Here is a 26,871-nt window from a genome sequence, read left to right as displayed (position 1 = left end):
GGGTGGTATTGTGGGTGTGGGGGTGGGGGGGGGTGTTGTGGGGGGGGGGGGGGGGGGGGGGGGCCGCTGCCGCACCCCCCCCCCCCCCCCCCCCACGACCACCTGTACCGAACGGCCATCGCGGCTCCCCGCTCACTTGCCCTTTTCGGCCCGCATTTCGTGCCATTTCGCGTACATGTCGTTGAGCTCCTTGACCATGAAGCTCAGGAAGTCGCGCATCTCGGCGACCCGCTCACCCGCGGGCGTGTCCGCGCCGAGCGCCGAAACGCCCTCGTCGGCCGCGTCGCGCCACATGGTGATCATGCGGTCGCGTTTCATGAAGGTGGCGTACCAGAGGTCGTCGAAGAGCCGGTAGTGGTCGCGGCGTGAGCCGGGCTCGCGTTCCTTGGCTACCAGGCCGATCTGTTCCAGGTACCGCACGGCCCCCGAGATCGCGGCGGGGCTCACCGAGAGCTGGTCGGCCAGTTCGGCCGCGGTGAGGCGGCCGGCGTCGGTGGTCATCAACGCGGCGAACACCCTGGCGGGCATCCGCTGCATCCCGATCTGGGAAAGCGTGAGGCCCAGGTGCTCCACGTAACGGCGGACGGCGTCCTCGTCTCTCTGGGTGCTCGAAGCACTCTCAGGCGTCGTCGTCATGGGCACATCCTCTCGTACATCCTCCAGAGTGATCACATCATCCATATGTTTTCTTAACTTCACAACTTCGTGAAATCACTGTACGTTCAGCCGCATGGAAAACGCCATCTCCATCTCCGGCCTCCACAAATCCTTCGGCCGGACCAAGGCTTTGGACGGCCTTGACCTGCAGGTACCCGCCGGGGAGGTGCACGGCTTCCTCGGCCCGAACGGCGCGGGGAAGTCGACCACCGTCCGGGTCCTGCTCGGTCTGCTCCACGCGGACTCGGGCGACGTCCGACTGCTCGGCGGCGACCCCTGGAAGGACGCGGCGAGTCTGCACCGGCGCCTCGCCTACGTCCCCGGCGACGTGAACCTCTGGCCCAACCTCTCCGGCGGCGAGGTGATCGATCTGCTGGGACGGCTGCGGGGCGGGCTCGATCAGCGCCGCCGCAAGGAGCTGATCGAACGGTTCGACCTCGACCCCAAGAAGAAGGGGCGCACCTACTCCAAGGGCAACCGGCAGAAGGTCGCGATCGTGGCCGCGCTGGCCGCACAGGTGGACCTGCTGATCCTCGACGAGCCGACGTCCGGTCTCGATCCGCTGATGGAGGCCACCTTCCAATACGCGATCCAGGAGGAGCGCGAGCAGGGCCGCACGGTGCTGCTGTCGAGCCACATCCTGGCCGAGGTCGAGGCGCTCTGCGACAAGGTCAGCATCATCCGCAACGGGCACACCGTGGAGACCGGCACGCTGGCCGAACTCCGGCATCTCACCAGGACGTCGATCTCCGCCGAACTCGCCGGCCCGCCGAACGGGCTGACGAAACTGGCGAACGTCCACGACCTCAAGATCGAGGGCAACCGGGTCCGCTTCGATGTCGAAACCCGTTCCCTCGACGACGCGCTGCGCCAGCTCACCCAGGTCGGCGTCCGCAGTCTGACCAGCCGGCCGCCGACGCTCGAAGAGCTGTTCCTTCGCCACTACACCGCCGAAGCGAGCGCGAAATGATTGCGACGCCGGACCGCCCGGTGACCGTCGCCGGACCGGCGCACGGGCTGGCCGGCACCTGGCAGCTGACCAGGCTGGCGCTGCGCCGGGACCGGATCGTCCTGCCGATCTGGATCGTTCTGCTCGGGATCATGCCTTCGACGTCCTCCGGGACGTTCGAAACGCTGTACCCGACGGCCGCCGAACGGGCCGGGCTCACCGCGAGCATGGGCGCGAACCCGTCGCTTTCGCTGATCTACGGCCCGGCCTTCGACCTCTCGACCGCGGGCGGGTTCACCGCGTGGCGGCTCGGTGGTTTCCTCGCCCTGGTCGTCGCGCTGATGGCGGTCTTCACCGTCACCCGGCACACCCGGGCCGAGGAGGACACCGGCCGCGCGGAACTGCTGGCTTCCGCGGTGGTCGGCCGGTACGCCCCGCTCACCGCGGGTGTGCTGGTGTCCGCCGGGGCGAGTGTCCTCATCGGAGGAGTCGAGACCGGGCTGATGATCGGCGCGAAGCTGCCCGCCGACGGCGCGCTCGCGCTCGGCGCCGCCACGGCGGCGACCGGACTGGTCTTCACGGCCGTCGCGGCGGTCGCCGTCCAGGTGGCCGAGTACTCGAGGACGGCCAACGGGATCGGCGCCACCGCGGTCGGTGTCGCGTTCCTGGCGCGCGCGGTCGGCGACTCGACCTCGGCCGCGACCTGGGTCTCCTGGCTGTCCCCGTTCGGGTGGGCGCAGCAGATCCGGCCGTTCGCCGGCGAGCGCTGGTGGGTCTTCCTGCTGCCACTGGCCGCGACCGTCGTCGTCGGCGCCATCGGCTACACGCTGCTCCCGCGGCGCGACGTCGGCACCGGCATCGTCCCGCCGCGTCCCGGCCCCGCCGGAGCGACGGCCTCGCTGCGCAGCCCGTTCGCGCTGGCGTGGCGGCTGCACCGGGGTCCCTTGATCGGCTGGCTGATCGGCACGGCGGTGTGCGCCGCGGTGTTCGGCTCGGTCGCGAGCGGCATCGGCGACGTCGTCGGGGAAAGCCGGCAGGCGAAGGAGATCTTCCAGCGCCTCGGCGGCACCGACGGGCTGATCGACGCCTTCATGGCGGCGATGACCGGCCTGTTCGCCATGGTCGTCGCGCTGTACGGGGTGCAGGCGGCGTTGCGGATCCGCGCCGAGGAGACCGCGATCCGGATCGAGCCGCTGCTCGCGACGGGTGTGGGCAGGCTGCGGGTGCTGGGAAGCCATCTCGTGTTCGCGTTCGGCGGCACGGCGCTGATGATGGTCCTCAGCGGTGTCCTCTTGGGACTGTCGAACGGGATGCGGGCGGGCAGTGTCTCCGACCCGGTCGGGGACATGGTGGTCGCTTCGCTGGCGCAGCTTCCCGCGGTGTGGGTGATCATCGGCCTGGCCGTGACGCTCTTCGGCCTGGCGGCGAAGCTCTCGACGGCGGCGTGGGCGATCGCCGGGCTGGCCTTGCTGCTCAGCCTGTTCGGCCCGGTGCTGAACCTGCCGCAGGTGCTGCTGGACGTCTCACCGTTCTCGCACGTGCCGAAACTGCCCGCCGCGGAGTTCACCGCGACACCGCTGGTCTGGCTGACCGGGGTCGCCGTGGTGGCGCTCGTGGCCGGGCTCATGGGCTGGCGGCGTCGCGACGTCGGCTAGCCACAGGGGATGGCCGTGGAGGCCGTTCATCGGGGGCGGCCTTCACGGTCCTTGCCGTACTTCACCGCCGGGCGTCACGACCAGTTTCGCGACCGGCACGCCACCTCCGCAGTCTTCGCCCGCGGGGTAGGCGATCACCGGGGTCACGTCGAGGACGTGGGGTTTCCCGTCGTCGAAGGTCACCGTGGTCCTGACCGGCGTGGTCGGCAGGCCCCGGGTCGGGATGAAGACGTGCGCGCCGCCGGGCGCGGACTCGGTCACACAGTCACCGCCCCAGCACAACTCCAGCGACACACGGGTGACACCGGCGGCCACTTCCGGCGGGATGGCGAGGGAGATCCCCTCCGACAGGCCGATGGCGGGACAGGCCTTGTCGCCGGGATGGCACGCGGTCAAGGTCGCGAGCAGGAGCAGGAAAACGGGTAGCCGCCGCATACCGGGCAGACGACGCGAAGGGCCGTCGGGGTTGCATCAGCCGCTCCGGAATCCCGTGGTCGTGGCGGGCGGGAGCGTCGTCGAGGTGGCCGGTGACTCGAGCGGCGTCTCGATCTTACGTTCTGTCACGCAGCGTGCGTAATCCGTCGACCACGATCCGCACCAGGTGGCGTTCCTCGAGCGAATACCGTTCGGTGGCGAGGCAACCGGCGATCAGGGCGCGCAGGTCGTCGCCGTCGATGTCCTCGCGCACCGCGCCCGCGGCCTGAGCCCGCGTCAACAGCGCCTGCGTCGCCGACCGGAAATCGTTGCCGGCGCTCGCTTTGAAACCGAGCCCGGTCGTCTCGGCGAGCGCGTCGCACAGCGCCCGGTTGCGGGACGCCTGCTGGACGACGCGTTTGAAGAAGTCGAAGAAGGCTTCACCGGGGTCTTCGGCGGCCAGCAGGTCGCGTGCTTCCCGCGCGAACTGCTCGAGCCGGTCCAGGACGACGGCCTGGAAGAGCGCTTCCTTGCTGGGGAAATGCCGGTACACCGTGCCCGCGCCGACACCGGCGATGCGGGCGATCTCGTCGAGGGGGACGGCGAGGCCGTTGACGGCGAAGGCCTCTTCGGCGGCTGCGAGCACCTTCGCTCGGTTGCGGCGCGCGTCGGCGCGCAGCACGGGCTTGTCCACTGTTCCCCTCCTCAACCGGGTCCGGCGTTCCGATTCAACGCCGCCGTCGGCGAGGGCATTCCGGGACCTGAAAGGGATCCGCGGCGATCCCCGGGCACCCGAAAAGCTCAGCGCACCGCGGTCTGCGTCCCGTCCGGCGTGAGCAGCCCCTGGACCGTGGTGAACAGGTACTCCCAGACGCCCGGGATCAGCACCACCGCGGCGACCGCGAACACCGGGAAGATCAGCCGGTTCTCCACGTTCTTGCCGGTGCGGAACCGCAGCGGCTTCGGCGGCCGGATCTCGTACCAGGTTTCACCCGCGATGGGGATCGGGAACAGGAACGGGCAACCGGACTCGGTCAGCGCGTCCCCGAGACAGTGCACGAAACACCCGGCCGCGACGGCGACGCCGAGCCAGCCGGAGATCTCCGCGAGTTGCGCCGCCTTGTCCGGCGGGGCGGTCCACACCCACCACGCGACAGCGGCTCCGCTGACCGGCAGGAGCCAGTCGCCGAGCGCGCCTTCCGCGAGCAGCAGGCCGAGGACGACGACGCCGAACACCGCCCACGGTCCGCCTTCGGTGGCGCCCCAGGAGGTCAGGAAGCCGAGGCCGACGGCGAACAGCACGGTGTGCGAGAGATGCCGATGCTGACCGGTGACCTTCTCGTCCCGAGGCCCCTTCGTCAGCGCGTAGATAGCCGCGGAAATTCGGCGAAGCAGCCACGAGATCGCGCCGGTGAACCAGCCGAGCAGCTTCGACGCGCTGGCGCCCGGGTGGTCGAGGTCGGGCAGGAGGGCGAAACCGGCCGTGGTCGCGGCGAACACGACCGCTTGGTGCACCGTGCCCGCGCCGACCACGGGTGCGAGCGCGAGCCCCGCGCACCAGCCGGTCAGGGCATGCGTCCGCCCCATCATCGTGCAGCCCCCAGGTGTCGCGGATCACGAGCCCACGACCGTAGCGGGGGATCAGGCGGGAGGCTCCTCCGACACGCTGAGGTGCTCGGCGACGCCGGTGAGCTCGATCACTCGGCTCACCTGCGGGCTGGGCACCACTTCGAGCTCGACCGCCTTCTCGGCGGCCTGACGCTGTGCCTGGAGCACTACGTTCAGCGCCGAAGAGTCGAAGAAGGTCACGCCGGTCAGGTCGGCGACGACCCGGCCCGACGGTTTGTCCGTGATCAGGGCCCCGAGGGTCTCCTGAAGCTGCGGGCTCGTCAGCAGGTCGAGCTCACCGGTGACCACCACACGCGGTTCAGACGCGTCGGCGTCCAGCGTGATGCTGAAACCGGGCGGCGTGGTGTTCTGGTCCGCTGCGGGCATGCACATTCTCCTCATCAGGTGAGAACCGACGCTCAGCGCCGGAACGCGCCTGTGGTCTCAAGCGACGGCCGCGCCCAGTCCGGACACGGACGCACGCTCTTCCTCGGCGGGTAAGCGTGGCTGTCCCCGCAACGACAGCCCCAACCCTAACCCAGTCCGGACGGGGCGCCGCGAGCACCGTCGCGCGCGTCGCCGACCGGCGCCCGGGACGCGCTCAATGCGCGGTCAACGTCTTGCGCCCGGCGCGGCGTTCCTGGAGGAAGAGCTCGCGGCGCTCGATCTCGCCCAGACCTCCCCAGATGCCGTAGGGCTCCTGGACCGCGAGCGCGTGCTTACGGCACTGCGCCAGTACGGGACAGGCCTGGCAGATCGCCTTGGCCCGCGATTCGCGCCGCTCGCGGGCCGAACCACGCTCGTTGTCCGTGTGAAAGAACAAGCTGCTGTCGGCACCTCGGCACGACCCACGGAGCTGCCAATCCCACTCTTCCGCCACCACGTTCGGCAGCCGGCTCACGTCAGCCATGTCGGTCCCCGCCTTCCCAGGAGATCGTTAGTCGCGGGTTACATGCCCGCCCCCTGCGCGCGTCAAACGTGGGTTTGGTTTGCTCACACCCAGGGAAGTGATCCAGCACCGGACCGGCAGCGCTGCTCGAGAGAGGAACACACGTGGTGGACAACACCCCGCCAGGCGGGGAGGGCGCTCAACTCATCGAGGTACGCACGGCCGCGGTACCGCATGTCGTACCGACTCTCCGGACGATCGTCGCGGATATCGCGATGCGCCAGGACTTCGATCTGGACGCTGTCGAAGATCTTCGGATGGCGGTCGACGAGGCCTGCTCCATGCTCCTCCCCTCCGCCGCAGACGGTCGTCTGACCTGCGTTTTCTCCTGGAAGGACGGGCGGATCGAAGTGACCGTCTCGGTCCTTTCGGACTCTCCGGAACCCGACGACGAGACCGGTCTGTCCTGGCAGTTGCTCACCGCGCTGGCGACGTCCGCGCGGCGGAGTGTCACCCCGGCCGACGGCGGCTACCTGTCCAGGGTGGAGCTCATCCGGGAGAGCGAGGCGGCCCGGCCGTGACGGATCCCGTCGGGCAAGACGGCGCGGACGTTCCGGCCCTGTTCGAGCGTATGTGCGCGTTGCCACTGGACGCGCCCGAGCGCGAAGTGCTCCGAGACGAGCTCGTACGCGCTCATCTGGAGCTCGCGCGCAATCTGGCGCGCAAGTTCCGCAACCGCGACGAGTCGATGGAGGATCTGGTCCAGATCGCGACCATCGGGCTGATCCACGCCGTCGACCGGTTCGATCCCGGTCAGGGCAGCGATTTCCTGGCCTTCGCGGTCCCGACCATCTCCGGCGAGCTACGGCACCACTTCCGCGACAACAGCTGGTCGGTCCGGGTGCCGCGGCGGCTCAAGGAGCTGAACGCGAACATCTCGGCCGTGCGCGAGGAGCTGACGGTCCGGCTTTCCCGCGCGCCGAAGCCCAGTGAGATCGCCGCGCATCTCGGCGTCCCGATCGACGAGGTCTACGAGGGCCTTCGCGCCGGTCAGGGCCGATACGGGGCCTCGCTGGACAACCTACTGGAGAACTCGGCGCACACCCGCTTCGGCGAGGCGGACGCGAATCTGAGCCAGGCGGAGCTGCGCGAGGCGTTGCGGCCGATGCTGGAACGGCTGCCCGACCGTGAGCGCAAGATCGTCGCGCTGCGGTTCGGGTCCGGGATGAGCCAGTCGGATATCGCGCGCCGGGTCGGGGTATCCCAGATGCAGGTGTCGCGCTTGCTGGCCTCCACGCTGAACAAATTGCGGGCGGGATTGACCGAGGCGGAACTCACCGAAGGGACTTGATTCGACCTCGGCTCTCGTGGGTACCTGGGAGGCGAAAAGCGGATCTGGGAGTCTCTCGTGAGGGGAGGTGCGGAACCATGACGATGTCCAAGACGCGATCGGAGGGCTCGTTGAAGGTGGTCTCCCTCCCCTTGCCGGTCGATGTGACGGCGCCCGCCGTCGCGCGGCAGGCGGTGCGGACGACTCTCGCCGGTCTCAGCCTCGACGGCCCGGCGGTGGACGACGTCCTGCTGGCGACGTCCGAACTGGTCACGAACGCTTTCGAGCACGGCGAGAAGCCGGACAGGCTCGAGGCCGAGTACTCCGAGGGAAGGCTCACCTTGCGGGTCTTCGACTCCGGATCGAAGCGGCCGAAGCTGAAGGAACCGTCGCCGATGGCGGCGCGCAGCCGCGGTCTCCAGCTGGTGCACGCGTTGTCCGAGGACTGGGGGCACGAGCCCTGCTCCGGCGGGAAGTACGTCTGGGCCGTGTTCAGGCTGGACCGGGCGGACGCTTCAGCCTGAGCGCGGCGTCCGTTTCGGCGAGGCGTTCCCGGAGCGCCTTCGATTCGAGGACATGCCGCGACAAGGCGCCCATCCCTCGTTCGCGCGGCGGCCTCCCCACCAGCGGATCCTCACGACATAATCGCCGGATGACGCCCGAAGAGCTGCTGACGACCACCCGAACCGTCCGCAAACGACTGGACCTGACCCGGCCGGTCCCCCTCGAACTGGTGAAACACGCCCTGCAGGTCGCGCTGCAGGCGCCGAGCGGGTCGAACGCGCAGCATTGGCACTGGCTCGTGATCACCGATCCCGGGCAGCGGGCCGAACTCGGGAAGCTTTATCGGCGGGCGTGCCGCGAGTACCTGGACTCCCCGAACGCGGCCGGGAAACTGTTCGCCGACGACCCTGACCGGTCGAAGGTGCAGCAGCGCGTCGGCTCCAGCGTCGAGTACCTGGCCGACAAGATGGGCGAGGTGCCCGTGCACATCATCCCGTGCCTGGAGACCAACAGCGCCGAACTGCCCGCCGGCAACCAGGCCGCGCTGTGGGGGAATCTGCTGCCGGCGGTGTGGAGCTACATGCTCGCGGCGCGGGCGGTCACGCTCGGCACGGCGTGGACGACGTTGCACCTCGCGTACGAGAAGGAGGCCGCGGAGATCCTCGGCCTGCCGGAGAATGTGCACCAGGCCGCGCTCATCCCGACGGCGTTCTACACCGGCGACACCTTCAAGCCGGCCGCGCGTCAGCCGCTCGAAGAGGTCATGCGGCTGGATCGCTGGTGAGGTAGGACTCCAGGCGGTCCGCCAGTTCTTTCGGGTGGCTCAAGGGCACGGAGTGGGAGCCGTCGATCTCGTCGGGGGCGAACCCGAGCCTGTCCTGGACGACCCGGCGTTGGAAGTCGGGCGTGAAGAAGCGGTCTTCGCGCGCGATGAGGACCTTCGTCGGGACGTCCGGCCACTTTTCCAGTGGCCACGGCTGTCCCCATTCGGCGCTGACCTGGTTCCGGCCGTGCGAGCCCGCGTCCGCGACGATGTCCGCGGGGACGCCGTTGTAGAACTTCTCCTCGTCGCTGAGGCCCTCTGCGTCCTCGAAACCCGTGTTGCCCCACCAGTCCCCCGGCGTCTCACCCGGCTTCGGGATCATCGGGGTCAGCATCACGAGCAGCCGCGCCGAAAGCTCGCCCGCGACGATCGGCGCGGTGAAACCGCCGTAGGAATGGCCGAGCACCACCAGATCCCCGCGATCGCCGATCGCTTTCACGACGGCGTCGACGTGCTCCGGGAAACCCGCCTTCTCGTCCTCGATCGGCAGGTTCACCGCGACGACGTCGTGGCCGCGGCCCGCCAGCTCCGCCTCGAGGAGGTGGAAGTCCCAGGCGCTGCCGCCACCGCCGTGGATCAGTACGAAGGTCGCCATCTCCCCAGCTAAGCCGAAGCCGGGCTGATCAGCAACGACCGAGCATGTCGCTGAGCGCGCTCTTCTCCGCGGTGGTGACCGTGAGGCCGTAGTAGTGCTTCACGGTGATCCAGTCGGTGGCGTAGGTGCACCAGAACGAGACGAGCGGCGGCTTCCACTGATCCGGCGCCTTGTCGCTCTTCTCCTGGTTGACGTTGTCGGTGACGGCGAACAGTTGCGGCCGCGTCAGGTCGTTCGCGAACTGGCGCCGCTTCTCCTCGGTCCACGACTTCGCGCCGCTCACCCAGCTCTGTGCGAGCGGGACCATGTGGTCGATGTCGATGTCGGTCGGCTTCGTCCAGGTCTCACCGTCGTAGATGCTCGTCCAGCTGCCGGAGGTCGGGGCGCAGTCGGAACCGGCCTTGACGTCCTTGCCGTCGCGTTTGAGCACGAACTCGCGCGTGTTGCAGTTGTTCCCCTGGTTGTCCCAATGCGGGTACTTCTTGCGGTCGTAGCCGTCCATCGAACCGCGCGGCGCGACGGCGAGCTCGTCCAGTTGCTTACGCGCGTCGGCGGCGCTGGCCGGGTTCGCGGGCTTGGGTTGCAGCGCGTCGCCCTTGCCGCTCACGAACCAGAAGACCGCGAGCACGACGGCGGCGAGGGTGATCACCAGGAGCAGCCGCTGGGCCGTGGTCATCTGCCGGGTACGCGTGGCCACCGCGCGATTCCTCTCCACGGGGACGGGGGGCGCCAAGTATCGCCGCGACGGGCGGGGGAACCGGGTGCGACACGGCGATGACGCCCGGTAGTTGTTGTCACATCCGGGTCCTGAGCGGCGACTACCCCAGGGACGCTGCCGGAAGGAGCGGGCTTGTGGGCGACGGAAAACGTAAGTGGAACACCTGGGTCGACGACTATCTGAACCGGAAGGCCGCGGAACGCGGGCACGTGATCGCCATGGCGCGTATGGGATCCACCGCGTTGGAGCGCGGCGATCCCGACGAGGCCGAGGCGTGGTTCCGGAAGGCCGCCGAGGGCGGGGACAGGGTCTCGATGGGCAACCTGGCGCGCCTGCTCGCCGAACGCGGCGCACCGGAAAAGGCCGAACGTTGGTACCGCGAAGCCGCGACAGCCGGTGATTCGCATGCCATGTCGCATCTGGGAAATCTCTGTGCGCGACGAGGCGACGCTGACGCCGCCGAAGACTGGTGGCGGCGCGCCGCCACTGAGGGTCGCGTCGAGGCGATGGCGGAACTGGCGCGGGCGCTGCACCGGCGCGGTGCACTCGAAGAGGCCGAGTACTGGGCGGGTGAGGCCGCGGAGGCGGGCAACGTCGAAGGGATGATCACGCTCGGCGCCGTACTCTGCGACACCGGCCGGACGGCCGAAGCGGAACCCTGGTGGCGCAAGGCGGGGGAAGGGGCCGACGCTTCCGCGCTGTGCAAGCTCGGCCACCAGGCCCAGCAACGGAACGATCTCGCGCGTGCCGAAAGCTGCTACCACGCGGCCGCGGCCGCCGGCGCCCCCGAAGCCGCCGTCCGGCTAGGCCTGGTGCTGCACCGCCGCGGCGAACTCGAGGCCGCCGAACGCTGGTATCTCAAGGCCGCCAAACGGGGCGACGCCGCCGCGATGACGAATCTGGGCGTGCTGGCCAACGACCGGGACGACCCCGGCGAAGCCACCGCCTGGTACCGGAAGGCCGCGGAACTCGGCAGCGTCCCCGCGTACACCAACCTCGGCAGGCTGGCCGCCGACCACGGGAACTTCCACGAGGCCGAGCATTGGTTCCGCGCGGCCGCCGACACCGGCGACAGGGCGGGGCTACGGGATCTGGAGGAGCTGTACCGCAACCGGCAGCGGTTCTAGCTTGAGTTCCGCGTCGCCGCGAACCCTTCGCGCAGCCGCTGGAGTTTGCGGCTGCGGTACGGGTCCTCGCCGTCGTCGAGCCGCCACCGCTCGTCGACGCCGGCGCGGAACACCGCGAGCCCCTCGAAACCGAGGCCCGCGGTGAAGTCCGCGATGTTCACGTCGACACGGCCCGAACCGTCGAGATCCAGCCGTAGCAACCACTCCGCGAGCTCCTTGGGCTCCGGCGGCGAGTCCGCGCAGGCCTCCGCGTACAACGCGAGCGCGCTCCTCACCTCGTTGCCGAGCGCGCCGAAGGAGTCCTCGGCGAAGTCCAGCGCCTCCGCCACCAGCTCGACGACGCGGCACAACAACGGCCCGTCCATGAGCTCCTTGACGGTGGCGAGCACCTCGCGCACCTTCTCGGTATACGCTACCGTGCCCTGGAAACCGACGAAACCGCGCAACCGCAAGGTTCCCTCGACGTGCCGCCGCAACGCGTCGAGGTCATCGCGGCCCGCCTTGAGCGAAAGCTTGCGGAACAAGGCGGGGTCCTCGTTCGCGTGCCCGACCAGCAGCTCGACCAGCTCGTCGTGAGGGAGTTTTTCGACGTACCCGCGGATGTCGACCGCTCCTCCGTCCGCCACCCCCTCGAGGACCAGCAGCCCGACGGCCACGCAGTGCTTGCAGAAGAAGCCGTCCGCCGCGTGCGGACAGGAACACTCGCCGACCAACTCGCCGTCGACGTTGCGCAACCGGACCGTGTACCGGTCGGTGCCACTGACCACCGCCGCGACCCCGCCCGCGACGTCGTCCAGTGTCTCGACCGACTCCAGGTACTTGGCCCCGCGCGCGAAGGAGACGTCACCGGCCTGCCTGCGGAGCTCGTCCTCGCTGAACCACGTCACCGGCCTATTCTGCGCCTTGACCCGGCGGCCCGAGGAACAACCCGCCGCTCGCCTCGATGACCTGCCCCGTCACCCACCGGGCGTCGTCGGAAGCGAGGAACGCGACGACGTCCGCTATGTCCTCCGCGGTGCCGAGCCTCCGGTGCGCCGTGAGATTCGTGATCGCGGCTTCCAGCTCCGGCGTGAAGATCTCTCCGTTGTCCGCGGTCCTGGTGGCGCCCGGCGCGACGACGTTGACCGTGATCCCGCGCGGTCCGAGCTGGTGGGCGAGGGTGCGGCTCATCGTCTCGAGCGCGCCCTTGGTCATCGCGAACGATGTCTGCGCCGGGTTGGCCATCCTCGTGGCGACCGACGAGACGTTGATGATGCGGCCGCCGTCGTTCATCCGTGCGCGTTGGATGAGGAAGTACGGCGCTCTCACGTTCACCGCCATCAGGTGATCGAAGCCTTCGGGCGTGTCCGTCTCGATCGGTCCTCGCGGTGCGGCCGCCGCGTTGTTGACCAGGATGTCCAAGCTGTCGATGCCCTCCAAGGCCTTGTCGACACCTTCCATCGTCGACAAGTCGGCCTGCTCGCTCGACAGCTTGATCGTTCGTATGCCGTCCTTCTCGAGCCTTCGCGCGATCGCCGCACCGATCCCCCGCGAGGCTCCCGTCACCAATGCCGTCTTCATGTGGGTGTTAGTGGCTACCATTTTGATAGTGTCTACCACATGAGCCTCCGAGACCGCCAGCGCGCCGAAACCCGGCTTCTTGTGCAAACACACGCCATCCACCTCTTCACCGAGATCGGCTACGACGCGACCACCGTCGCCGACGTCGCCGCGGCCGCCGGCGTCTCGGCGATGACGGTCTACCGGCACTTCCCGACGAAGGAGGACCTGGTCCTCTACGATGAATACGACCCCGTGACCGCTTCGGCCGTCACCGCGCAACCCGCTGGTCCTTTGCCTTCGCGGATCGGGCGCGCGCTGGAGTCGACCGCCGCCTTGGGGTCGTCGCAGGAGAAAGCGTTCCTGCTGGCGCGGCTACGGCTGATGATCTCGGTGCCGGCGCTGCGGGCGCGGCACCTGGACAGCCAGTACGCGACGGCCGATGCGATCGTGGCGGCTCTCGGTGGTTCCGCTTTGGGCGCGGATGAGGAGTTTCGGGTGCGGGCTACGGCGATGGCTTGTCTTGGGGCGGCGCATGTCGCGCTTGTGCGGTGGGCCGAGACGGACGGGGACGGCGACCTGCCGGGGTTGATCCGGCATGCGCTGACCAGCGTGTTCGGGGACTAACGGAAAGTGTCAGATGCTGTCCGTAGCATCGAACCCATGTTCGACGACCTCTCGCACCTTGTCCACTGCGCCCTGCACGTCTTCGTGCTCCCAGATGCGCACGACGCGCCATCCAGCATCAGCAAGTGCAGTATCAGCCAGGCGATCGCGTTCGACGTTCCGCCGTAGCTTTGGCGTCCAGTACCACTCGTTTCGCGTGGGCTCGCGTCCATGCTCGGGGCAGACATGCCAGAAGCATCCATCGACGAAGACCGCAACCTTACGCCGCGTGAACACGATGTCAGGCCGCACACGAACACCGGTTGGCAAGTCGAGCCGGTGATCCTTGCGGTAACGAAAGCCGAGCCGGTGCAGTGCCTGACGCAGCGCGACCTCAGGTTTGGTCTCAGACCGCCGATTCGCCTTCATGTTGCGCGAGCGCCCCGCGTTCAGCGGCGCGGGGGATCGACGCCGCCCAGCCTCACGCCGGGTCGGCTCAACACGATCACTCTCCGACACGTTTACCAACCACCAGACCAATCACAGCTCTGCACCCCGCGTGAGGCAAGATACCGACAGACCGCCCACCCGCGCAGAAAGAGAGGAGCATCGATGAGCACACACGATGTGGTCGAGATCTGCGCAGGCGCCGGCGGGCAAGCCCTGGGCCTCGAGAAGGCAGGGTTCGAGCATGCCCTTGCCGTCGAACTCGACACACACGCCTGCAACACGCTTCGAACCAACAGGCCCGGCTGGAAGGTCGCAGAGGGCGACGTAGCTGACACAGAGAACTGGCGGCCATTCGACTATGAGGGGGTTTCCCTCCTAGCTGGCGGGGTGCCGTGTCCGCCATTTTCGATCGCAGGCAAGCAGCTCGGCGCGAACGACGAGCGCGATCTTTTCGCCTGGGCTGTAGAACAAGTCACCATTGTCCGACCTCGTGCGCTGATGCTTGAGAACGTGCGCGGACTAAGTATGCCTCGCTTCGCTGGCTATCGCCAGCACGTGCTCGACCGCCTTGCTGAACTCGGATACATCGCTGAATGGCGACTGCTACAAGCGTCAGACTTTGGCGTCGCACAGCTCCGGCCGCGCTTCATCCTCGTCGCACTCAAGGCCGAAGACGCTCCTTACTTCCATTGGCCGAAGCATGCAGGAACCCCGCCGACGGTGGGAGAGCTATTGGTCGACCTCATGGCGGCCGGCGGCTGGCAGGGCGCCGAAGCTTGGTCCAAGAAGGCAAACAAAATCGCACCTACGATTGTCGGTGGCTCCAAGAAGCATGGCGGGGCCGACCTGGGTCCCACACGGGCGAAACGCGCCTGGGCCGAGATGGGAGTAGATGCTCTAGGTGTCGCGGACGACCCCCCGACGCCCGATCATCCAGTCGAATTCATCCCAAAACTGACCACCGAGATGGTCGCGCGCATCCAGGGGTGGACCGAGGACTACTCCTGGGAGTTCACGGGCCGAAAGACTTCCAGGTACCGACAAATCGGGAACGCGTTCCCGCCTCCCGTCGCGCAGGCGGTCGGTGAAGCGATCTTCAACGCGCTTGAGCACGATGCACCGGAAAAGCAGGTAGTAGCTACAGAACAAGATCCGGTGTATACGGCTCTCCGGTCAGCCAGTGACTTCATCACCCCAGAACGTCTCATGAAAAAAGCCGGCCTCAATGACCCGGCCGAACTCGAACGCAGGATCAGCTTGCTTAGCCGCGACTTCGAGGTCGAAATCGCCATTACTGGCACGAAAACTGCCTATAAGCTCGGCAACTTCAAGGCCTTCGTAGGGCAGGAAAACCATGACCGGCACGACCTCTTCTTAAAGCACCGCGCGAAGATCAGCTGAAACCCGAGCAGAGCCGAGGGAATACGAATCAGAGGCGGCGCGGCGCACCGACGACTGCCTGAATGCGCCGTAGACAGCACGACCTCAGCAACATCGCCCCTCGAAGTCAAGCAGACACCATGGTGCCCAAATAAGACCGTTACTCCGCGTTACCTTCCAGTGCTGAACGTACTGTATTGCGCCCACTCTCGGGAAGGCGACGATAGGCGTTCCATGCGCGATCCAGGGGCGTTGCACCGCGTCGGCCTCGCTTGGCCCAACGAGCTAAGCGACGTTGATCGTCAGGCTCAAGGGCCTGAATTTCCGTCAGGACCTCGTTAACGTTGCCTGAACCACCCGCAGCTCCAGCTCTGCAGCGTTTACACTCCGTCATCAGCTCGAAACCCTGTGTTCCATCCGACATAACAGTTTGATGACGTGTAACAGAAAGTACGGCCGTCTGGTTGGTGTCGTCTGCGTAGGGCTCTGCCGCAGAGACACCACATACCGTGCATAGATAGCCATCGCGTGCCATCACAGCCTGTACTTCTTTTGCGGTTGGCCCAGCCAGAAGGTCAGCGGCGCGCCGCTCTTTTGGATCCCATACAGGCACGCCGACCTGCGCGAAACGCTGATCCTCCGCACCCAGCGTCGCATCCTCGGTGCTAGTCAGGATGACCCAGCCGTAACTGCGCAGGTCACGTAGCCGACGGTCAGCTTGCGAGATGCCGGGGAACGCGGCCCGAACCTGTTCCTTTGTGAAGGTATTGCCGACGCCTACCACCTGCATCAGCCAGAGGGCACCCCTGATCATCGTTCCTGCTTTGAGTGCTGGGTCGTCCCAGTCTGGAAGTAACACTTCGCCTCCGTCTACCGTTGTACCTGGAGATCAGCTTCAGCAGAGCATGTCTATCAGCGCCGCTGCTGCGGTGCGCGAACGCTGAGGCAACACAGGTTACGTGGAGGGGCCAGTTGAGGTTTGATATCCCGCCCGAGGGTGCCAAGATCCGCTCCGTTGTCGAGGAACGTCTTCGGCAGGCCATGGAAGATAACGGCGCCAAGACAACTGTCGACTGGCGCGGCGAGCAGAAGCACCTGCACGTGATCGCTATGCCGGTCGACATGCTGTACCTGAACCCGGACACCCACCGCATCCGCGCCCAACGGAGCCTAGACCCAGAACGCAACAAGGCCCTCGAAGAGGACCCTTGGAGCGAATTTGCTCAAGAATACCTACGCTACCTTCTGAGCCGCAAGCCATCGAACCCAGAAGTGACTGATCCAGATTACCTCCAGCTCACTGAAGAACTCGACGACTTCGGACAGAAAGAACCAGGAATCATCAGTCCCGATGGCATCCTTGTCGACGGGAATACCCGCTGCGCGGCACTCCGCGATCTGGGAGTTAAAGACATTCGTGTTGGCGTACTCCCTTCCGACACGTCCCGGCTCGATATCAACAGTGTCGAGCTGGCCCTGCAGCTGAGGCGGGACAAGCGCCGAGACTACTCGTACATCAACCGGCTTATCGCGATCGAGGAACAATTGGCCAACGGCCGACGGCCGGAAGATGTCGCACGTGATTTTAACATCAAGAGCACAACACTCGCCAAGGATCGATGGGTGTTTCAACTGATCAACGAAGCCATCGAGCGAAGCGCAACACCAGACGGAGCGGCTCTGCGACTTGTTGACTTTGAAGATCATCAGGAAAAGCTTCGCGAGTTGCACCGCGACTACACCAATCTTGCACAAGCTGACCCCGATGCCGCGGAGCAGCTGAAAGAATCGCGGCTGGCGATGGTCGTCCTCAACTACTCGAAGACCTCTGTGCGCCTCGCCGAGGCCGACTTCCACAGCCGGTACCTGAGAAAGCGCCTTCCAAAGAGTCTGCGCCCAGCCACCCAGGCGGAGTCAGAAGTGTCAATACCGGGTCTGGCCGACGTGGTAGTGCCGGACGCCACGGAAGCAGTGAAGGTTACCCGAGCTGTTACCGATTCCTTGCTCCAGGCAAAAGCCAGGGTGCAAGCTGGCGACAAAATTTCCCTATCATCTGCCAAGGTGGCAGACGAACTCCTTAAAGATGGCCGCAACGTTTTCGACACTGCCGTTAAGATGGCCGGCCAGAACGCTGAGCTGCAAAAAAGGCAGATAGCGGTTCCGGAGCGGCTCACGGATGCAGCCGAACACATCGACCAGTGTGTAGCCGAGTTTGCTGATGCAAAGGCAAAACGAGCTCTTGATGAGGACGCCTTCGACGACGCGTTACTTACTGTCCGAGCCAGCCTTGCACGGTTGGCTCGGCTGGCGGGCCGGACTTTCAGCTCGCCCAGTGACGGCGTCGCTTGGCTTCTGGACGCTTCCAGGGAACGTTGATGGTCGCGCTACCTGCGGAACCAAGTCTTCACCTCAGTTTTGGAGATTCTGTCGCTACGGCACGGCTGCGGTCTGGCGAAGGCTTTGCGGAAGATTTGCGCCGCTTGGCCCTGCGTTTCCGTAGCGCCGTCCAGAAAGCCCCAGGCGCGATGGAGGTCGACATAGACGACCTACTCACAAACCTGGTAGCACTCGGAAACTGGCGAGAGCCAGCTACTGTCACATGGGAACCGCAGCTCGCGGACCTGGCAACCGGTTCGGCTCAGGATGCCCAGGCTGTCGCTAAGCGACTCATGGCTGAAGAAGGCGCAACGAGTGGGCCAACTTCAGACGATGTCGCCCATCTCGTAGGACCTGATTGGATAGGTGACCTTACAGGGTTTCAGCGTAGAGATATTGCCAAGTTGCTATCTCTGCGACATGGCGCAAATTTCTCAGTTCCTGGCGCAGGCAAGACCCGAGTAGGCCTGGCTGTATTTCAGGCACTTCGGCGCACCCAGAATCTTGAACGAATTCTTATCGTTGGCCCTAAGTCATGCTATGAGTCCTGGTTTTACGAGAATCAGCAATGTTTGAATAACCAGCTGCGCATGTCTGTGCTTGCCCGCGACACCGATCCTGCTGCAGACGCGTTGATAGTGAACTATGAGCGGCTCAACGGCTCCGTCAACGAGCTGGGCAAATGGCTGTCGGCTCGGCCGTCCATGCTGCTGCTAGACGAAGCTCATCGCATGAAGTTGGGAGCCAACGGTACGTATGGTGCCGCTTGTCTCGCACTTGGACCCCGCGCCCGCCATCGACTAATCCTCACAGGAACCCCGGCTCCAAATGGGGTCAAGGACCTGGAAAATCTGTTCGGCTTTGTCTGGCCAGGCTACGGACGCCAGAAGGTCATTCAAGCAGTCGCAGGGGGAAACCTTGCGAAAGCGAGCACAGTGCTCCGCCCACTGTTCACGCGCACCACTAAGAACGAGCTCGGCTTAACCCCACCAACTGTAACCCTCCGCCCGTTGCCAATGCCACCGCTACATCGTGAAATCTATGACGCGCTCGCCGGGCGGCTTTCTCTCCGTGCTACCGGCTCAGAAGACGACTTCCACGCCCTTGGCCGTGTTGCCGTGTACATGTTGATGGCCGCGACGAGTCCCGCCTTACTCTCTGTCGGCACGACTCGGTACGAACCGCTGCCGTATCGGGTCCCTCCCTTGGTGGTGCCAGAACGAACACGTCTATTCGATCTGATGCAGGATCTACCTAGCTATGAAATGTCTCCAAAGTATCGCGAAGTTCTAGCTATAGTTGCTAAAAATGCAGCACAAGGGCGCAAGACTCTTGTTTGGTCAACTTTTATTCGTAGCCTAAACACTATGCATCGACTGCTTCACCAGTTTCAACCCTCCATGGTCCATGGTGGAACAGAAGACCGGGAGGCACAGATCAACCGATTTCGCAACGATGCTGACTGCATGGTTCTTCTATCGAATCCCGCAACCCTCGGCGAGGGGATCAGTCTCCATCATCATTGCCACGACGCCGTTTATGTCGACCGAGACTTTGCTGCTGGAAAGTTCTTGCAAAGTTTGGACCGCATCCACCGTCTCGGCCTCGCGCCCGGCACGCAAACAAGGATCACCGTTTTAGCCGCCGAGGGCACTATCGACGAAGTTGTTGACCAGCGACTAGGCGATAAGTTGCAGTTCATGGGCAGCGTGCTCGACGACCCTGCAGTTCGAGAGCTCGCCGATCTCGATGAAGAGCCAGAGATAGGCGGCATGCTAGACCAACGCGACCTACAGGCTCTGATCGGGCATCTCAATGCCTATTCCACCTGACCCGGTATTACGAGCCGCAACGCGCTGGCTAGAACGGCTACCAGTTTCCGGCGTAAGCCGTTGTCGTGCTCTATTCACTACCCACAAGGACTACAGTGACACAACACCTACACAGTATGAAGCCGCATACGTTTGGCTCCGTGTTGTCGGTCTCTTAAAAGATATAAATAGCCCTATTCCAGCGCCTCAACGTGTATTTGCCGCCGCCACAGCGACTGGCAATACTCCATGGTTCCGCGATGCAGACATTCTTGTGTGCAGTCCTGCCGAACTACCCGAGGACGCCAGGCGCGCCGCAGATACGCTTGGTATTGACGAGGCTGAAGCATACGCTCAGATCAAATCAATTTGGGGGAAGGTGGACACTGCAGAACGTGAGCGAATAGGCACCGCAGGCGAGCTTGCACTGGTCCAACTACTCACTGATACAGTAGATGCACACGTAGAGCACACGTCATTAATATCCGACGGATTCGGGTACGACATATCAGTAGCAGGAGATAGTTGCACGGCTCACATTGAGGTAAAGACAACTACTCGACGCGGCCGACTAACTTTATACCTGTCTCGAAACGAGTACGAGACAATGCTTCGAGACGCTCACTGGCAGCTTATAGCGTTGCGATTAACGACCACCTTAGAGATCGCCGCCATAGCCACCGTCCCAAAAAACTGGATATCTGCACAAACACCCGTCGACAGCAATCATTTTGGTAGATGGGAGTCGTGCCGACTGGAAGTGCCAAAAACTGCCTTAGTGCCCGGGATTCCAAATCTTTGCAAGACACTAAGGAGCGGCATTCAAAGTCCACTTATAGCAGGAACCCCAGCCAGTAGCTTATTGCACTAGCTTGACCTTCACGCAGCTGGCCTACTCGCAGACCTCACCACGACCCTACGCTTAATTAGCTGAGTTCGTTGTCCCGACAACTACACAAGTCGGAGTAGTGACAGTACTCGCGCCGGTCATTCCGAACCCACGGCCGCAGCTAAGTTGCCCGGTGAAGATGGCGGATCCCACTTGCGCCAGAGAAGACATACAAGCGAGAGCGCGCCAGCACTCTCTGTTACCAGCTCAGGGCCCTCACCGTTCGCCGTTTCCGCCAGCCGAACGATTACACCGTCGGCATCCGAAGCTATAAGTTCAAAGGCTGGTCATGCGGGGACGCTGCCTGGACCGGAAGCAGGCATATGCCCGGAGCTGCGCCTCGCACTGACCTCTCCACAACGGACAGACAAAAAGGCCCTCCCGCGAACGGGAGGGCCTTAGTGCTGTCTCAACCAGACGTGCGCCCGAAGGGATTCGAACCCCTGACCTTCTGATCCGTAGTCAGATGCTCTATCCAGCTGAGCTACGGGCGCTTGTTCAGTTATCAATCTAGCACCTGCCGGAACAGGCACCAGCGGAGGCTCCGGGATTTGAACCCGGGAGGGGGGGTTACCCCCAACCGCATTAGCAGTGCGGCGCCATAGACCAGACTAGGCGAAGCCTCCCAGGCCCAACGACCACTGCTCAAATAGGTTACACACCCCGAGGACCCCCTTGAAAGGGACCCCCCTTAGCCGCGTCGCAGGGCTCTGAGCAGGCCGGACGGGCGGGCGTCCGCCGAGACCTTCGGCTTCGAAGGCGGCGATGCCGACTCTGGAGAGGTCGCGGGCCGCGGAGTAGGTCAGGTAGCGCGGGACCTAGCGGGATGGGACTTCGCGTTGAAGCGGTAGCGGGTCTCGATCTGGATCCAGCGTGAGAAGAATCGCAGTGTCCGGGCGGACAGACGGGCGAGTGCCATCGAAAGCCGCGTTCCGCGTCCGTGCCGCGCCAGGTGACGGCGAGGGCACGGAGTTCTCACCTTCAAGTAGGTCTTCGGCCTTGCGGACGCGGACTGTGTAGCCGGCGCGCTTTGTGCGTGAGACGGCTTGGCGGACTCCGTGCATGACGCGGCCTTCGCGGGTGAAGGTGTCGCGACGGCGGCGTCCAGGTACTTCTCGATCACGTCTGGCCATGCTTCCGGGTCACCGAGGGGTCACGCGGTAGGTCACCGCCCCGCAGCCCGAGGCGCGACACGGTCAGCAGCGCGGCGGGTGGCGACCACCAGATGCCAAGGCCCGGCGCTTGAGGCCGGTGGTGAGCAGCAGTGGCAGCACCCGTCACCAGCGCGACCGTCCCCGCGCCGACGTGGCCTCGTGCGGCAGTTCCAGCCATTCGGCGACGCGTTCACGCGGGGTGCGCCGCCGGCCGGGACCAGGGCCGGCAGGCCGCGTTACCCAGGTGGTCGCCAGTGCCCACCCGGCCCCCGTCTAACTCCTTGCCAACTCCACGAACGGTACGAGGGCGTCGGGGTTCAGCAGGGCATCCCGGCTGACGGCGCGGTCAGGGGAAACCCCCGAGAGGATCTTCTTGACCGGAACCTCGCATTTCTTGCCGTTGAGCGTCCGGGGGACCTCGCTCACCTGGACGAACCGGTCGGGCACGTGCCGCGGCGAGAGGGCGCCGCGCAACTCCTTGCGCAGGGCGGGCTCGACCTCGTCGAGCGACGCGCCCTCGGCCAGTACGAGGAAGCACAGCAGTTGCCCGTCCTCGTTCCCCGCCGCCGAGGTGTCGATCACCAGCGAGTCCGCGACCTGGTCGAACGACTCGACTACCCGGTAGAACTCGGCCGTGCCCATCCGGACGCCGCCGCGGTTGAGCGTCGAATCGCTGCGCCCGTAGATGACGGCGGAGCCGCGTCCGGTGATCCGGATCCAGTCGCCGTGCCGCCAGATGCCGGGGTACATCTCGAAGTACGCCTCACGCAGCCGCGAGCCGTCCGGGTCGTTCCAGAAGAACACCGGCATCGACGGCATCGGCTCGGTGATCACCAGTTCGCCGACCGTCTCCACGACGGGTTTCCCGGTCTCGTCGAACGCGGCGACGGCGGCGCCGAGCGCGCGGACCGAAAGCTCGCCGAGCCAGACCGGGACGTCCGGGGCGGAGGTGACGAACGCCACGCACAGGTCCGTGCCGCCGGAGACCGAGCAGATCTGGACGCGTTTGCCTACCTCGTCGACGATCCACCGGAAACCCTCGACGCTCAGTGGCGCACCGGTGGAACCCAAGGCACGCAACGCGGTGAGGTCGTACCGCTCGGCCGGTTTGATGCCGGCCTTCAGACAGCTCTGGATGTACGGCGCCGACGTGCCGAAGTAGGTGACGCGGTGCCGCTCGGCCAAGTGCCACAACACGTTCAGGTCCGGATGTCCCGGGCTGCCGTCGAAGAGCACGATCGTGGTTCCGGTCAGCAGACCGGAGATGAGGAAGTTCCACATCATCCAGCCGGTGGTGGTGAACCAGAAGAACCGATCACCCGGACCGATATCGCTTTGCAGGGCAAGGGCTTTGAGGTGTTCGAGGGTGATGCCACCGTGGCCGTGGACGATGCCCTTCGGCAGGCCGGTGGTCCCCGAGGAGTACAAGACCCACAGCGGGTGGCCGAATTCGACGGGTTCGAAGGCCAGTTCCGCGCCGGCGTTGTCGGCGAGCAGCGTGTCCCAGTCGAGCGTGCCGTCGAGGCGGCCACCTGCGTAGTCGATGAGCACCGTGGCTTCGAGTGTGGAGATCTCGTCGCGCAGGGAGTTCACCGTCGACCGACTGTCGAACCACCGTCCATTGTAGACGTATCCGTTGACCGCGACCAGCACCTTCGGCTCGATCTGCGCGAACCGGTCGGCGATCGCGCGGACGCCGAAGTCCGGGGAGCACGACGACCAGATCGCGCCGAGGCTCGCGGTGGCGAGGAAGGCGATCAGCGTCTGCGGGCAGTTCGGCGCCAGCGCGACGACCCTGTCCCCTTTGGACACTCCCAGCTTCCGTAGCCCTTCCCGCGCGGAGGCGACAGCGGACCGTAAGGCGCCGAAGGTCAGCTGCGACGAGACGCCGTCTTCGCGATGGAAGATCACGGCGATCTCGTCGTCGGCCTTCGCGGCGCCCGCGACACCGGGCATGAGCGAGTGCTCCGCGTAATTGAGCGTGCCGCCTTCGAACCATCGCGCGTTCGGCATCTCGCCGGTGAGCACCGCGCCTGGCTCGTCGTGCCAGCGCACGCCGAGGAAGTCGGCGACGGAGGACCAGAAGTCCGGGCCGCGCTGAACGGAGAACTCCCACAGCGCGTTGTAGTCGTCGACCTCCACTCCGCGTTCGGTGCGCAACCACTGGCGGAACGCGTCGATTTTGGTGTCGGACAGGCGGCTCGGCTCAGGGCGCCAGAGCACTTCTGGGGCGTCGGCGGTGTGCGTCACCCCGCGATGTTAACCCTCCCCGCCCCACCACCACCCTCAGCTGAAAGTGCTTCGCACTTGCTGATCGACCCCTTAACCTGCTTGGCGAGCCCCTGTGAACAGCTCGTACGCCATCGTCTTGAGCCGCGCCGCGTCGAGCGGGGTGACGGTCAGCCACCCGCGGTCGCGACGAAGTCCGTAGCGGCCGTCGGGGGTGTCCACCCAGCTCAACGTGCCTTCGCCGCGCTCCCAGCGGCCTTCCCACGACTTCCTGGCCGCGCCGAGCCGCCCGCTGCCGATCCGCTGGGTCGCGATCCGCACCATCACGATGACTTCGGGCTCACGCAACCCGGCGTCCCGAAGGACGTCGGAGAACGCCGGCTGCCCGCCGCGCTCCCCCGCCTCGCACGCGGCCGTGTAATCGTCGACGCGCAGGTTGACCGAGAGGCCCCGCCCCTGGTCGCACGGCGGCAACGCCTGCAGCAAGGTCGCGGCGACGAGCGGTTCCCGCAGGGCCGACAGCTCGACGTCGGTGCCCGAAACGCCGATCGCCACCGCACCGCGATCGGACACGCAGCCGACGGCCCGGTACGCCGGATCGCCGTCGAGCCGCAGGTCCAGCGTGAGTTCACTGTTCGCGACGGTATGCAGCAGCCGGACCAGTTCGGGCGCGGGCGCCTCCACCGTGCCGAGGCCGCGTTCCGACAGCGTCCCGTTGGCCGTGGCCACCAGTTCCGCGCGGAACTCCGGGGTCCGCCCGACGTGCGGGACCTCCAGTACCGCGGGAAGTTCGTCGCGTCCGTGCGCCGACCAGAGCAGGAACAGCTCACCGATGTGCAGCCGGATCCAGTCCATCAGCGACCGCTCCTCGGGTCTTCGCCGATGACCGGTGGGGTCACGTGCCCGCTGAGGCCCCAGACGTCGGAATCCTCGACGAGGTAGTCCGGCGCCTTGTGGTCCTCCTCGCCCTGCCGTCCTTGCGAGGGCGCCATCCCCATCGGCATGCCGCCGAAGCCGCCCATACCCGCGGCCGCGGCGCGTGTCCCGGCCGGTTGGCCGGGCTGCTGCCCCGACGGCCCGAAACCGCCGACACCGGATCGGCTGCCCTGCCCGAGCTGCTCGTGGGTTCCGCCGGAGGCGCCGGGTGGCGGCGGCACGGAGGCGCCGCTGCTCGCGCCGGGCGCGCGCGGTGTCTCGACCGGCTCCCGCACCTGGATCGGGGCGGCGTCGCCGACACCACTGCTGCGCGTGGAGTCGTCCGGCGGCGGCACCGGTTCGGGTTTCGGCTCGGATTTCGGCTTCGGCTCCGGTTCTTCGGGCGTCTTGAGGATCTTCGGCTCTTTGCCGTACGAGGTGAAGGTCGGAACGTTCTCGTAGACCTCGCCGGAGCTCCGCTGCATCCGCGTCATCACGTCGGCCGCCTGCCGGTGCAGATCCTGCGAACTCTCGTCGGTGGGTTCGGCGACGATCCGGCCGGCCTCGGCGAAACCGGATCCCGACGGCGCCGACGCCGACATCGCCTGCGTCGAATCGGAGACCGGGATCGGACGGCGTTTCGGCGGCTCCGGAACCTTGGGCCGCGGGGCGTATCCCGGCGGCTCGGGCATCGTGCGCCGCGCGGTGTCGGCGATGTCGGCCTGGCGGCGCACGCAGTTCGCGACGTTCTCCGCGCGCCAGCCCGTGTCGCCCGCCCAGTCGACGAGTTTGATCGCGGCGTCACGGGCCCTGTCCGCGCCCTCGCCCGTCCAGCCGTCGGCGGTGGCGACGAGCGCCGCTCTGAGTTCGGAACCGACGTGAGCGAGGAACGCGCTGATCTTCGTCCACTGCGCGGCGACGGCCTCCGCGCTCGCGAGGTCCAGCTCGTTGTGGACCATCTCGTAGAGTTCTCGATGCGAGTAGCTCATCCAGTCGATGTCGGCGTTGAGGTGTTCGGGGCCGGGTTGCGGTTCGGGCTCCCGCGGCGGCCACGGCATGGGCAGGATGCGCATCAGTGCTCGTCCTTCCGCTCGTGGTCGACGATGTCCTCCATGTCGAACCGGCGGGCGACCCGTTCGAGCTGTTCCTGGCCTTCCTCGTCCGCGGCGACGTACATCTTCCGCGCCGCCATCACGGTGAGCTGGAAGTCTTTGAGCACAACGGCGAAGTCCTTGAGGACGGGCACAGCGGCCTCGGTCCCCTTGTTCGCGGCGCCCTGGAAGCGTTCGCTCATGGTTTGACCGACGAAGTTGTCGCCCAGCTTCAACGGCGCGTTGAACTCCGTCGAGTCCTTGATCAGCGCGTTGAGCTCATGGCGTGCTTTCAGCAGCGCGTCGACGAGCTTCTTGGCGGCGTCCTCGGAGACCTTGACGGTCCCCTTCTTGGCATCGGTCTTGGAATCCCGGATCTGACCCGCCACCGGGGCCAGCGCCGGAGCCGAAGCTCCGAACGCGGCTTGTGGCGTCGCAGGTACCTTGGGTGACTGTGGCATTCGACCCTCCCCTGTCACATCTCAGGGGAATGCTAGCGCGAATGGAGTCAGCGCAGGTGGGCGTCGAACCAATTCAACGTGCGCTGCCAGGCCTCCGCGGCCGCGTTCGGGTCGGCGTCGAAGCGGTGATTGGCGCCAGGGTAATGGACGACGTTCGTCGCGACGTTCGCCGTCGCCGCCGCGTCACGCAGCTGTTCGACCTCGGCGCTTCCGGCCTCGTCACCCGCGTCGCCGTACATGCCGAGCCACGGGCTGGTGAGCCGTCCCGCGATCTCGACGAGCACCGGTAGCCCGGTGACGCCCTGTCCGCCGACGCTCACCGCCGCGCCCAGCCTGCGGTTCGACGCCACGACCAGTGCGGCCGTCCCGCCGAGGTCGAAACCGACGACACCGACGAGATCCGCCTGGACACCGCGCTCGCCGAGCCACGAGAGCGTCGCGTCGGTGGCTTCGAGCAGATCCTGCTGTGTGAGGTCGTCCCGGTCCAGATGCGGGGTGACGGTGAGCCAGCCTTCGCCGGCGAGCCCGGCCAGCAGCAGACCCAGACCCTCTTCGACCTCTTCGGCCTCCTCGTGCAGCACCACGAGCCCGCCGCGGACGACACCATCCGGTTCGGCGAAGGTCAGGCGCAGCGTGTGGCCGTCGGCGTGCTGGTGTTCCACGGTGGTCGTGAGGGTCATTCCTCCATCAGACCACTCTTA

The 26,871-nt window shown here is 66.1% G+C and carries 29 protein-coding genes, 2 tRNA genes and 1 pseudogene; 12 read left to right on the top strand and 20 right to left on the bottom strand.

Annotated features, from left to right (window positions below; all coding sequences use genetic code 11):
* Positions 1-132 precede the first annotated feature (132 nt).
* Positions 133-636, bottom strand: a complete 504-nt coding sequence (locus ACZ6DT_RS04895; protein ID WP_457958765.1) for a GbsR/MarR family transcriptional regulator — start codon at positions 634-636, stop codon at positions 133-135.
* A gap of 94 nt (positions 637-730) precedes the next feature.
* Here ACZ6DT_RS04895 and ACZ6DT_RS04890 point away from each other — a divergent pair, with 94 nt between their 5' ends.
* Both ACZ6DT_RS04890 and ACZ6DT_RS04885 read left to right on the top strand, forming a co-directional pair.
* Positions 731-1,627, top strand: a complete 897-nt coding sequence (locus tag ACZ6DT_RS04890) for an ABC transporter ATP-binding protein (RefSeq protein ID WP_465588653.1) — start codon at positions 731-733, stop codon at positions 1,625-1,627.
* Positions 1,624-3,261: an ABC transporter permease gene (locus ACZ6DT_RS04885; protein ID WP_465588650.1), complete on the top strand. Its 1,638-nt coding sequence runs from the start codon at positions 1,624-1,626 to the stop codon at positions 3,259-3,261. The genes ACZ6DT_RS04890 and ACZ6DT_RS04885 overlap by 4 nt, the downstream gene beginning before the upstream one ends.
* Positions 3,262-3,303: 42 nt before the next feature.
* On the opposite strand, the gene ACZ6DT_RS04880 is transcribed toward ACZ6DT_RS04885, so the two are convergent.
* The 5 genes from ACZ6DT_RS04880 to ACZ6DT_RS04860 form a co-directional block, all read right to left on the bottom strand.
* Positions 3,304-3,696: a hypothetical protein gene (locus ACZ6DT_RS04880; RefSeq protein WP_465588647.1), complete on the bottom strand. Its 393-nt coding sequence runs from the start codon at positions 3,694-3,696 to the stop codon at positions 3,304-3,306.
* Positions 3,697-3,811: 115 nt separating this feature from the next.
* Positions 3,812-4,369, bottom strand: coding sequence for a TetR/AcrR family transcriptional regulator (locus ACZ6DT_RS04875; protein WP_465588644.1), 558 nt, complete (start codon positions 4,367-4,369; stop codon positions 3,812-3,814).
* A 107-nt stretch (positions 4,370-4,476) separates the two neighbouring features.
* Positions 4,477-5,262 carry a metal-dependent hydrolase gene (locus tag ACZ6DT_RS04870; protein ID WP_465588863.1) on the bottom strand — a complete coding sequence of 262 codons (786 nt, stop codon included), beginning with the start codon at positions 5,260-5,262 and terminating at the stop codon, positions 4,477-4,479.
* Between the two features lie 54 nt (positions 5,263-5,316).
* On the bottom strand, positions 5,317-5,670 hold the full coding sequence (locus tag ACZ6DT_RS04865; protein ID WP_125790422.1) for an STAS domain-containing protein: 354 nt from the start codon (positions 5,668-5,670) through the stop codon (positions 5,317-5,319).
* A gap of 214 nt (positions 5,671-5,884) precedes the next feature.
* Complete coding sequence (locus ACZ6DT_RS04860; protein WP_465588641.1) at positions 5,885-6,193, bottom strand: WhiB family transcriptional regulator; 309 nt, start codon at positions 6,191-6,193, stop codon at positions 5,885-5,887.
* A 143-nt stretch (positions 6,194-6,336) separates the two neighbouring features.
* On the opposite strand from ACZ6DT_RS04860, the gene ACZ6DT_RS04855 reads away from it, so the two are divergent.
* The 4 genes from ACZ6DT_RS04855 to ACZ6DT_RS04840 all read left to right on the top strand — a co-directional run bounded on the left by ACZ6DT_RS04855 (position 6,337) and on the right by ACZ6DT_RS04840 (position 8,790).
* Positions 6,337-6,753, top strand: a complete 417-nt coding sequence (locus ACZ6DT_RS04855) for an ATP-binding protein (protein ID WP_465588639.1) — start codon at positions 6,337-6,339, stop codon at positions 6,751-6,753.
* Positions 6,750-7,523, top strand: coding sequence for a SigB/SigF/SigG family RNA polymerase sigma factor (locus ACZ6DT_RS04850; protein WP_465588637.1), 774 nt, complete (start codon positions 6,750-6,752; stop codon positions 7,521-7,523). Before ACZ6DT_RS04855 ends, ACZ6DT_RS04850 begins: the two co-directional genes overlap by 4 nt.
* A 77-nt stretch (positions 7,524-7,600) precedes the next feature.
* On the top strand, positions 7,601-8,026 hold the full coding sequence (locus ACZ6DT_RS04845; protein WP_465588634.1) for an ATP-binding protein: 426 nt from the start codon (positions 7,601-7,603) through the stop codon (positions 8,024-8,026).
* A gap of 128 nt (positions 8,027-8,154) precedes the next feature.
* On the top strand, positions 8,155-8,790 hold the full coding sequence (locus ACZ6DT_RS04840; RefSeq protein WP_465588631.1) for a nitroreductase family protein: 636 nt from the start codon (positions 8,155-8,157) through the stop codon (positions 8,788-8,790).
* Here the strand turns inward: ACZ6DT_RS04840 and ACZ6DT_RS04835 are convergent.
* Both ACZ6DT_RS04835 and ACZ6DT_RS04830 read right to left on the bottom strand, forming a co-directional pair.
* On the bottom strand, positions 8,768-9,424 hold the full coding sequence (locus ACZ6DT_RS04835) for an alpha/beta fold hydrolase (protein WP_465588628.1): 657 nt from the start codon (positions 9,422-9,424) through the stop codon (positions 8,768-8,770). The genes ACZ6DT_RS04840 and ACZ6DT_RS04835 overlap by 23 nt on opposite strands.
* A gap of 28 nt (positions 9,425-9,452) precedes the next feature.
* Positions 9,453-10,100, bottom strand: a complete 648-nt coding sequence (locus tag ACZ6DT_RS04830; protein ID WP_465588860.1) for an HNH endonuclease family protein — start codon at positions 10,098-10,100, stop codon at positions 9,453-9,455.
* Between the two features lie 176 nt (positions 10,101-10,276).
* Between ACZ6DT_RS04830 and ACZ6DT_RS04825 the strand changes: the two genes are divergently transcribed.
* On the top strand, positions 10,277-11,269 hold the full coding sequence (locus ACZ6DT_RS04825; RefSeq protein WP_465588626.1) for a tetratricopeptide repeat protein: 993 nt from the start codon (positions 10,277-10,279) through the stop codon (positions 11,267-11,269).
* On the opposite strand, the gene ACZ6DT_RS04820 is transcribed toward ACZ6DT_RS04825, so the two are convergent.
* Together ACZ6DT_RS04820 and ACZ6DT_RS04815 are read right to left on the bottom strand one after the other, a co-directional pair.
* On the bottom strand, positions 11,266-12,156 hold the full coding sequence (locus tag ACZ6DT_RS04820; protein ID WP_465588623.1) for an SWIM zinc finger family protein: 891 nt from the start codon (positions 12,154-12,156) through the stop codon (positions 11,266-11,268). The genes ACZ6DT_RS04825 and ACZ6DT_RS04820 overlap by 4 nt on opposite strands.
* 4 nt (positions 12,157-12,160) lie before the next feature.
* Positions 12,161-12,829 (bottom strand): SDR family oxidoreductase, encoded by a 669-nt coding sequence (locus tag ACZ6DT_RS04815; RefSeq protein ID WP_465588621.1) that lies wholly within the window; start codon positions 12,827-12,829, stop codon positions 12,161-12,163.
* A gap of 39 nt (positions 12,830-12,868) precedes the next feature.
* Between ACZ6DT_RS04815 and ACZ6DT_RS04810 the strand changes: the two genes are divergently transcribed.
* On the top strand, positions 12,869-13,435 hold the full coding sequence (locus tag ACZ6DT_RS04810) for a TetR/AcrR family transcriptional regulator (protein ID WP_465588619.1): 567 nt from the start codon (positions 12,869-12,871) through the stop codon (positions 13,433-13,435).
* Between the two features lie 9 nt (positions 13,436-13,444).
* Here the strand turns inward: ACZ6DT_RS04810 and ACZ6DT_RS04805 are convergent, their stop codons facing one another.
* Positions 13,445-13,933 carry a very short patch repair endonuclease gene (locus ACZ6DT_RS04805; RefSeq protein ID WP_465588616.1) on the bottom strand — a complete coding sequence of 163 codons (489 nt, stop codon included), beginning with the start codon at positions 13,931-13,933 and terminating at the stop codon, positions 13,445-13,447.
* Between the two features lie 93 nt (positions 13,934-14,026).
* Here ACZ6DT_RS04805 and ACZ6DT_RS04800 point away from each other — a divergent pair, with 93 nt between their 5' ends.
* Entirely contained in the window at positions 14,027-15,265 is a 1,239-nt protein-coding gene (locus tag ACZ6DT_RS04800) for a DNA cytosine methyltransferase (RefSeq protein ID WP_465588614.1), read from the top strand.
* A 139-nt stretch (positions 15,266-15,404) separates the two neighbouring features.
* Here the strand turns inward: ACZ6DT_RS04800 and ACZ6DT_RS04795 are convergent, their stop codons facing one another.
* Positions 15,405-16,058: a hypothetical protein gene (locus tag ACZ6DT_RS04795; RefSeq protein ID WP_465588611.1), complete on the bottom strand. Its 654-nt coding sequence runs from the start codon at positions 16,056-16,058 to the stop codon at positions 15,405-15,407.
* A gap of 158 nt (positions 16,059-16,216) precedes the next feature.
* Between ACZ6DT_RS04795 and ACZ6DT_RS04790 the strand changes: the two genes are divergently transcribed.
* The 3 genes from ACZ6DT_RS04790 to ACZ6DT_RS04780 are packed head-to-tail and all read left to right on the top strand — an operon-like array spanning position 16,217 to position 20,302.
* Positions 16,217-17,620, top strand: coding sequence for a transcriptional regulator (locus ACZ6DT_RS04790; protein WP_465588608.1), 1,404 nt, complete (start codon positions 16,217-16,219; stop codon positions 17,618-17,620).
* Positions 17,620-19,452, top strand: coding sequence for a DEAD/DEAH box helicase (locus ACZ6DT_RS04785; RefSeq protein ID WP_465588605.1), 1,833 nt, complete (start codon positions 17,620-17,622; stop codon positions 19,450-19,452). Before ACZ6DT_RS04790 ends, ACZ6DT_RS04785 begins: the two co-directional genes overlap by 1 nt.
* On the top strand, positions 19,436-20,302 hold the full coding sequence (locus tag ACZ6DT_RS04780; RefSeq protein ID WP_465588602.1) for a protein NO VEIN domain-containing protein: 867 nt from the start codon (positions 19,436-19,438) through the stop codon (positions 20,300-20,302). The genes ACZ6DT_RS04785 and ACZ6DT_RS04780 overlap by 17 nt, the downstream gene beginning before the upstream one ends.
* 438 nt (positions 20,303-20,740) lie before the next feature.
* Here the strand turns inward: ACZ6DT_RS04780 and ACZ6DT_RS04775 are convergent.
* The 8 genes and pseudogenes from ACZ6DT_RS04775 to ACZ6DT_RS04740 form a co-directional block, all read right to left on the bottom strand.
* A tRNA-Arg gene (locus ACZ6DT_RS04775) sits at positions 20,741-20,814 on the bottom strand.
* A 42-nt stretch (positions 20,815-20,856) separates the two neighbouring features.
* Positions 20,857-20,946: transfer RNA gene (locus tag ACZ6DT_RS04770), tRNA-Ser, on the bottom strand.
* A 99-nt stretch (positions 20,947-21,045) separates the two neighbouring features.
* Positions 21,046-21,473 (bottom strand): annotated as a pseudogene (locus tag ACZ6DT_RS04765) (phosphatidylglycerol lysyltransferase domain-containing protein); the annotation flags it as partial.
* A 274-nt stretch (positions 21,474-21,747) separates the two neighbouring features.
* Positions 21,748-23,724: an acetoacetate--CoA ligase gene (locus tag ACZ6DT_RS04760; protein WP_465588599.1), complete on the bottom strand. Its 1,977-nt coding sequence runs from the start codon at positions 23,722-23,724 to the stop codon at positions 21,748-21,750.
* A gap of 72 nt (positions 23,725-23,796) precedes the next feature.
* Positions 23,797-24,558 (bottom strand): ESX secretion-associated protein EspG, encoded by a 762-nt coding sequence (locus ACZ6DT_RS04755; protein ID WP_465588597.1) that lies wholly within the window; start codon positions 24,556-24,558, stop codon positions 23,797-23,799.
* Positions 24,558-25,691 (bottom strand): PPE domain-containing protein, encoded by a 1,134-nt coding sequence (locus ACZ6DT_RS04750; protein ID WP_465588594.1) that lies wholly within the window; start codon positions 25,689-25,691, stop codon positions 24,558-24,560. The genes ACZ6DT_RS04755 and ACZ6DT_RS04750 overlap by 1 nt, the downstream gene beginning before the upstream one ends.
* Complete coding sequence (locus ACZ6DT_RS04745; RefSeq protein ID WP_465588592.1) at positions 25,691-26,170, bottom strand: hypothetical protein; 480 nt, start codon at positions 26,168-26,170, stop codon at positions 25,691-25,693. The genes ACZ6DT_RS04750 and ACZ6DT_RS04745 overlap by 1 nt, the downstream gene beginning before the upstream one ends.
* A 47-nt stretch (positions 26,171-26,217) precedes the next feature.
* On the bottom strand, positions 26,218-26,850 hold the full coding sequence (locus ACZ6DT_RS04740; protein ID WP_465588589.1) for a dienelactone hydrolase family protein: 633 nt from the start codon (positions 26,848-26,850) through the stop codon (positions 26,218-26,220).
* Between the last annotated feature and the right edge of the window lie 21 nt (positions 26,851-26,871).

It is taken from the genome of Amycolatopsis sp. NPDC041971 (assembly GCF_055588925.1).
Note: the sequence above shows the minus strand (reverse complement) of the source record. Positions and strands in the feature narration are given on the sequence as shown.